This is a genomic window from Hyphomonas sp. BRH_c22 (genome assembly GCF_000961795.1).
GTDB lineage: Bacteria > Pseudomonadota > Alphaproteobacteria > Caulobacterales > Hyphomonadaceae > Hyphomonas.
This window is the reverse complement of the sequence record NZ_LADU01000074.1, coordinates 1-6,559: the sequence shown is the minus strand read 5'-3', so window position 1 is coordinate 6,559 and position 6,559 is coordinate 1. Positions and strand designations below refer to the sequence as shown.

Sequence of the window (6,559 nt, the reverse complement as noted above, 5' to 3'; positions counted from 1 at the left end):
CGTCGATGTGCAGGCGCTTGGCTGCGACTGGTATGTCTTTTCGGGGCACAAACTTTACGGCCCGACCGGCATCGGCATCCTGTGCGGCACGGATGAAGCCCTTGCGGAGGCCCGACCCTATCAGGGTGGCGGCGAAATGATCGAGACGGTCAGCATGGACCGGATCACGTATAATGAGGCGCCGCACAAGTTTGAAGCCGGTACGCCGCCAATTCTGGAGGCAATCGGGCTTGGCGCGGCGATTCGATGGTTCCAGCAGTTTGAACCTTCCGAAGTCCACGCACACGAGCATAAGTTGTATGCGCGCGCGCGCGAGGGCCTGCGAGGCATCAATGGCCTGACGGTTCACGGAGAGGCGCCGGGCAAGGGATCCGTTCTGGCGTTCAGCCTTCAGGGCGCTCATCCACACGACCTGGCGCAGATCCTGGATCGGTATGGTGTCGCCATCCGGGCGGGACACCATTGCGCCCAGCCATTGATGACCCATCTAGGAGTCTCCGCGACGGCGCGCGCAAGCTTTGGAATCTACAATACCGAAGCCGAAGTGGGCATATTCATTGATGCGCTGGAAAAAGCGCGCGGAATGCTGGTATAGATGGTTAGACATGGCAGATGATATGACCTCTCGTGACCTGATCGACGTATCCGCGCCAGCGGACGCGGCACCATCTGCGATTCCGCAAGAAGAGTTGAACCGTATAACTGACGCACTGATTGCTGCTTTCAAGACGGTTTATGACCCGGAAATCCCCGTCGACATCTATGAATTGGGCCTGATCTACAAGGTTGATATCGATGATGACGGCAAGGTGGACGTGGATATGACGCTAACGGCGCCAGGATGCCCAGTGGCGGGCGACATGCCCGGATGGGTGGAGACAGCCGCGCGAACCGTTGAGGGCGTCACGGATGTCGAGGTGCGCCTCACGTTTGATCCGCCATGGGATCCGTCGCGCATGTCAGACGAAGCGCGCCTGGCGCTCAACATGCTTTGATTGAATAGCAGCCTTTCAGACCCTATGTGTTGAACATGGCCAGACGACCCCGCCCCAAACCCGTTACCCTGACAGACGACGCGGCAACGCGCGTTCAGGAAATCATGCAAGAACGCGGCGCTGGTTTCCTGCGCGTCGGCGTCAAGAATGGCGGGTGTGCGGGCATGGAATATGTCATGGACTACGCCATGGCGCCTGAGCCGCTGGACGAAGTGGTCGAGGAAAACGGCGTCACCATCCTGATTGATGCCAAAGCGGTCCTGTTCCTGCTGGGCAGCCAGATCGATTATGAGGTTACGCCGCTCCACGAGAAGTTTGTGTTCCGCAACCCGAACCAGACAGATGCCTGCGGATGCGGCGAGAGCGTGACGATCGTGCCGGCAGAGGCCTGAGACGCACTACTTTGCGTCCGCTGAATCCGTTTGGGTGACTGCTGCCCGATCGAAGACGGATTGATCGAATTTCCCGCCATTGGTCATGGGGCAGGTCTGGGCGAACCTAGTGAATGTCTCATCAGTGCCGGGTAATTCGAGATCATAAGTTTGATTCTGGACTTTCAGCTGGACCGGGTCGCCCCGTACCACGGCATTGAACAGCCGCTTGGGCACCGCGCGGTTGAACGGTGTTATCTTTGAGGAGTCCGGATGGTATTGGAATCGCTCGCTCTTGCGATCCTCGCCAATTGTCAGAATACCGCTCATCGAGAGGAGGCGCAGGCGCGTCTTGGGGGCTTGTTCATACGTATTCTCCGGATCGAGCTTGAACCCTGCCTGGAGCGTGTGTTCGCCCTTGCTTGTAGCCTGACAGCTTAGCTGCAGAACAGGTCCGTCGCCGCCAGATGACGAAATTACCCTGATAAAGCTAAAAAAATTAGGCGCCTCACCTGCGTCTGAGCTATCGACGCTCCAAAGCTGGTCACGTTCTTGTACCCAGTGAAGCGCGCCGTCCGTGCTTTGTTCATCGGCAAAGCCCGGGCTTGCCAGGGAAAAGAAAAGGGCGACGGTCACGCAACTGACCTTGGCAAAGTGATGCATGATTGTCTGCTTCCCGATACGCGCTAGAATAGAAAATGAGCACGTATCGGGAGACGAGGTCAACCCAAGAAATCAAGAGTCGACGGGGTCCTGTGACGCGTTGCTTGCTTGGCGGCTTTTCTCACATGTGCGGGCGAAAGCCCTGAACGCATCATTCGGTTCAGGGAGTACCGTCGTTATGTCTCCGATGTGGCTGACCGATATTTTCAGCGGTTCGCCGGTCACGGCTGCGTTGAAGACCTTGGCGGCCACGCTGTGCGAGCGCGCCTCGATGACATCTATCGCCGGGATGAAGCGCACTGTGGTTTCAACAGCGTCGGCGTCACCGACCATCAGGCTGGCTTTTGCCGCGCGTGAATAGGGCGCGTTCCTGGCGAGTTGTTCCGGAAGGGATGCGGGCTTTACGGTGATCATTGCGGAAAGCAGGCCATTTGGTCCGCAGGTCAGAAGCGCCGATTGCTGGTCGGTGGCATTCGAGTAGATCGCACGTGGCGATGCTTTGTCTTGTCCTTCCCAAGCTTGCCAGTCATACGCGAAGGCAGGGAGTGCGGCCGTGGCCGCCAGAGTGATGGCAATGGCGCTGATGCGCGCAAACTGACGATTCGTCTTCATTTTGGTCATCCCGATTTGGCCCCCGGGACGTCCTGAGCTCTTATTGAGTATCAATAAATTAATCGTGCGTAAAGTCTTGATTCTGGCTATTGCCGGATTTCAGGCCTTTGAGAAGGCGGCCGGATCGTCGGACGTCGGCCTGGATTCCGATCCGTTCGCTGGATCAGGGATCAAAGTGGCGCGGAAAGGCTGTCCGCCACGCGCTTCGGCAACAAGGGCGGCCGTGCGGGACTCCACGGCGTCCGTCAGGCGGGCCATGAACTCGTCCTTGGGAAGGCCGGGCGGGATGGGTTCGAGAAACTCGATGATGGCCCGGCCCGGCGTCTTGCGCGTTTCCTGTTGTTTCCAGAAAAGCCCGATATTGGTGGCGACCGGCACCACGGGCACGCCCATCGCTTCGGCCATATGCCAGACGCCGGGCTTGTAGCGAAAGTGATAGTCGACGGGGGCGAGGTGGCCTTCGGGGTAGATCAGGACCCGGCGGCCTTCCTTGCGTGCTGTCTCCATGCCTTCGCGGAGGGATTCGGCCTTGCGGTCGCCGCCACCGCAGGTGTCGATAACTATGGCGCCGAGCTTGCGGAGGATACCGCCGACAAGTGGAAACTTCTCGAGATGGTCACCCGTCACGAAGGCAAGGTTCTTTATTTCCGGATAGATCATGTAGCCGTCACCCCAGCTCTGGTGCTTGGCCGCGACGACAAAGGCGCCATCCGGAAGATTCTCGCGGCCGCGGACTTCTTTGCTGATCCCGCCGATGAAACGCAGATTCAAGTTCATGGCGCGCGTATAGCTGCGGATGATGAAGCTGACGGTTCCGCGTCCTGGTAAGGCCAGGAAGGGCAGGGAGACCAGAACGTAGATGACTGACAGCAGGTAGTAGGTGACCGTGAAGAGGATGCCGCGCATGGGTGTGAGCTTTCTTGAAGTCGAGGCCAGGTTTCGCATTCAGCCTGAATGAAGAACGGCGATGATTGCCTTGGTGAAGGCGTCGGCATGTTGCGACAGGGGGCCGGGCAGGCGATTGTAGATCTTGTTCTGCCCGGCCTGCATGATCACGCCCAGCGCCATAGCCGCCATAACGGCCGGGTCGCCTTTCGGGATGATGCCGTCCTGCATCAGGCCCGCAATGATGCTTTCCGTGATCGATACCGGGTCATCCTCCCGGCGCTTGTCATAGGGCAGGTAGCGGTTCAGCGAGACAAGGTGGAAGGAAAACAGGAGGAAGTCTTCGTCGGCTAGCTGGCAATAGGCGGTCACTGCTGCACCGACCTTTTGATCAAGTGAGCCCTCACCTGCGAGCGCTTCCATCATCATCTTTCCGAGCCGGTTATGCGTTTCCATGAAAAGCGCCAGCGCCAGCTCGTCCTTGCCCTTGTAATGACGATAAAGGGCGCCCTCCGAGACACCGGCTTGTTCCGCGATTTCGCGTGTCGTGGCCGCGTCCACGCCTTCGTGGATGAATAGTTTCAGCGCCGCCCGTTCGATCTTTGGCCGCGCATTGCGCGCACGTGGTTTCTTGGCGGATTCGTGAGCAGGGATTGCAGATCTAGCCATTTAGAGTCTTCCTTGGTTGGACGGCGGTTTAACATGAGCAGATCATGCGCGCAAGTGATTAATCGCTCACTAATTGTCAGGTTGGCCTGTATCATTTGACAATATCCCGTGTTGAAGGATGCTACCGTTTCGATAAAAAAAGGGGAAGAACATGTATCGAGCCCTCATCTCAAGCGTAATGTTTGGACTGACAGGCTGCGCAAATGCGCAAACACCTCCCGATCAAACGCCGCCTCCGTCTTGCTCAAGCGAGGCTCACCATGCGTTCGACTTCTGGCTCGGCGCGTGGGAAGTGACGGACACCTCGGGCAATGTTGCGGGTGATAATGTCATAGCGGCGGAGGAGGGCGGATGCCTTCTTGTAGAACGCTGGACATCGGCTTCAGGCGGAACGGGCCAGAGCTACAATTATCTCGACCCGGCAACCGGAAAGTGGCGGCAGCTTTGGGTCAGCAAAGGTGCCGTGATCGACTATTCAGGTGGTCTTACGGAAACGGGGTCCATGAAGCTTGAAGGTGAAATCGCATATCAGTCCAGCGGAAAGACGGCGCCGTTCACTGGTGAATGGACTCTCAATAGGGATGGGTCCGTGACCCAGCATTTCGAGCAATACAATGCCGACACGGATTCGTGGGATGACTGGTTTACCGGCGTCTACGTCCGGAAGGTGCTGTCTGAATAGTGCACGTGCCCTAGGCTGCGAATTCGACCCGGTAGCTCTCGATGACGGTATTGGCGAGCAGCTTCTCGCACATTTCCTTCACGCGCGCTTCGGCAGCTTCGGACGTGAGAGTATCATCAATGTCGAGTTCAATGACCTTGCCGATGCGGGCAGCTTCCACTTCTTTGTAGCCCATCCTTGCGAGCGTATCGGCGACCGCCTTTCCCTGGGGATCGAGGACGCCTGATTTGAGTGCAACGTGGACAATGGCTTTCATCGGGCTGTGGGCTCCTGAAGTGTGAGTCGGGCCCGCTTTAGCCCAGGTTGGTTGCCAATGGAACGTGCCGTGACGCACGTTTTGCTTACTTGCCGCCTGTGAAACTCACGACATTGTCCGTTTCGCCGGATTCCTTGATAATGCCTAGGCGGCGGGCGACTTCGGCATAGGCTTCCGTTACGCCTCCAAGGTCGCGGCGGAAACGGTCCTTGTCGAGTTTCTCGCCAGTTTCAAAGTCCCACAAACGGCAGCTGTCCGGGCTGATTTCGTCTGCCAGTAGGATTCGCGGTATGTCGCTGTCGCCTTCGAAATACCGACCGAATTCGAGTTTGAAGTCCACGAGGCGGATACCGACTGCGGCGAACAGGCCGGACATGAAGTCGTTGACGCGCAGCGCGAGTGAAATGAGGTCATCATATTCCTGCGGGCCGGCCCAGCCGAATGCCGCAATGTGCTCTTCGGTCACGAGCGGATCACCCAGCGCATCATCCTTGTAGTAGAATTCGACCATCGGTCGCGGCAGGACCTGGCCTTCTTCAATGCCCAGGCGTTTGGAAAGGGTTCCGGCTGCAATATTGCGAACCACGACCTCAAGGGGAATGATCTCAACCTTCTTGATCAGCTGTTCGCGCATGTTGAGGCGGCGGATGAAGTGAGTCGGAATTCCGACAGCGCCCAGGCGTGTCATCATGAATTCGCTGATTCGGTTGTTCAGCACGCCCTTGCCGTCGAGAACGGCTTTCTTCTGGGCGTTGAAGGCTGTCGCGTCGTCCTTGAAATACTGGATCAGGGTACCTGGTTCAGGACCTTCATAGAGGATCTTGGCCTTACCCTCATATACGACGCGCTTTTTCGACATGCGACGAGCCCTTTCATGGGTGATAGCGGGTAAAAGGCGGGTCGGAATCGCCAGCGTCCCCATTCGCACGCGACTGTTACGCCAAGTCGCGCCGATAAACAATTATTGCGCACACCTGTTGTGACACCCTATATGGCAGAAAATCCTGAGTTTCTTGCTGAAAGGCCCTCCGATGAGCACATTTAATGATCGTGAACGCGCACAAGAGGCCAAGTACGCCCTTGACCAAGAAACGCAGTTCAAGGTGCAGAACTGCCGTAACAAGCTGCTTGGCCTCTGGGCTGCAGACCTCATGGGCATGACGGGTGACGATGCTGAGGCCTACGCCAAGACTGTTGTCCTGGCGGACCTGGAAGAAGTCGGCGAAGAAGACGTGTTCCGTAAAATCCGGGCCGACTTCGATACAGCCGGTGTTGATCGTACCGACGCGCGTATTCGTGAGCAAATGGCCGAACTCACGCCCGTTGCTCGCGAGCAGATCCTGAAAGACATCAAAAGCTAGTCGGCTTCTGGCCTGAACCTGGTGTTCATGGGCGCCGGGCAGTCAGTGCCATTCGGTCGCCGGCG

11 protein-coding genes are annotated in these 6,559 nt (G+C 57.7%); 5 read left to right on the top strand and 6 right to left on the bottom strand.

The features are described from left to right. From VR74_RS09795 to VR74_RS09785, 3 genes are all read left to right on the top strand, one after another. Nucleotides 1-595: aminotransferase class V-fold PLP-dependent enzyme (locus VR74_RS09795; RefSeq protein ID WP_045696307.1), on the top strand; the 595-nt coding region annotated here is incomplete at its 5' end. A gap of 10 nt (nucleotides 596-605) precedes the next feature. After that, complete coding sequence (locus tag VR74_RS09790; RefSeq protein ID WP_045696305.1) at nucleotides 606-995, top strand: SUF system Fe-S cluster assembly protein; 390 nt, start codon at nucleotides 606-608, stop codon at nucleotides 993-995. Between the two features lie 35 nt (nucleotides 996-1,030). Continuing rightward, the gene (locus tag VR74_RS09785; RefSeq protein WP_045696304.1) at nucleotides 1,031-1,387 is read left to right on the top strand and encodes an iron-sulfur cluster assembly accessory protein; all 357 of its coding nucleotides are present in this window, start codon (nucleotides 1,031-1,033) and stop codon (nucleotides 1,385-1,387) included. Between the two features lie 6 nt (nucleotides 1,388-1,393). Here the strand turns inward: VR74_RS09785 and VR74_RS09780 are convergent, their stop codons facing one another. From VR74_RS09780 to VR74_RS09765, 4 genes are all read right to left on the bottom strand, one after another. Beyond that, nucleotides 1,394-2,029: a hypothetical protein gene (locus VR74_RS09780; RefSeq protein WP_045696302.1), complete on the bottom strand. Its 636-nt coding sequence runs from the start codon at nucleotides 2,027-2,029 to the stop codon at nucleotides 1,394-1,396. Nucleotides 2,030-2,101: 72 nt separating this feature from the next. After that, the gene (locus tag VR74_RS09775) at nucleotides 2,102-2,641 is read right to left on the bottom strand and encodes a hypothetical protein (protein WP_299950070.1); all 540 of its coding nucleotides are present in this window, start codon (nucleotides 2,639-2,641) and stop codon (nucleotides 2,102-2,104) included. 99 nt (nucleotides 2,642-2,740) lie between these two features. Next, nucleotides 2,741-3,547, bottom strand: a complete 807-nt coding sequence (locus VR74_RS09770) for a 1-acyl-sn-glycerol-3-phosphate acyltransferase (protein WP_045696299.1) — start codon at nucleotides 3,545-3,547, stop codon at nucleotides 2,741-2,743. Between the two features lie 39 nt (nucleotides 3,548-3,586). Beyond that, complete coding sequence (locus VR74_RS09765; RefSeq protein WP_045696297.1) at nucleotides 3,587-4,195, bottom strand: TetR/AcrR family transcriptional regulator; 609 nt, start codon at nucleotides 4,193-4,195, stop codon at nucleotides 3,587-3,589. Nucleotides 4,196-4,346: 151 nt separating this feature from the next. On the opposite strand from VR74_RS09765, the gene VR74_RS09760 reads away from it, so the two are divergent. Beyond that, on the top strand, nucleotides 4,347-4,877 hold the full coding sequence (locus tag VR74_RS09760; protein ID WP_299950068.1) for a hypothetical protein: 531 nt from the start codon (nucleotides 4,347-4,349) through the stop codon (nucleotides 4,875-4,877). A gap of 10 nt (nucleotides 4,878-4,887) precedes the next feature. On the opposite strand, the gene purS is transcribed toward VR74_RS09760, so the two are convergent. Both purS and purC read right to left on the bottom strand, forming a co-directional pair. After that, nucleotides 4,888-5,133 carry a phosphoribosylformylglycinamidine synthase subunit PurS gene (gene purS, locus VR74_RS09755; RefSeq protein WP_045696296.1) on the bottom strand — a complete coding sequence of 82 codons (246 nt, stop codon included), beginning with the start codon at nucleotides 5,131-5,133 and terminating at the stop codon, nucleotides 4,888-4,890. 85 nt (nucleotides 5,134-5,218) lie between these two features. Further along, complete coding sequence (gene purC, locus VR74_RS09750; protein ID WP_045696294.1) at nucleotides 5,219-5,992, bottom strand: phosphoribosylaminoimidazolesuccinocarboxamide synthase; 774 nt, start codon at nucleotides 5,990-5,992, stop codon at nucleotides 5,219-5,221. Between the two features lie 172 nt (nucleotides 5,993-6,164). Here purC and VR74_RS09745 point away from each other — a divergent pair, with 172 nt between their 5' ends. Next, entirely contained in the window at nucleotides 6,165-6,494 is a 330-nt protein-coding gene (locus VR74_RS09745; RefSeq protein WP_045696293.1) for a DUF1476 domain-containing protein, read from the top strand. Nucleotides 6,495-6,559 lie beyond the last annotated feature (65 nt).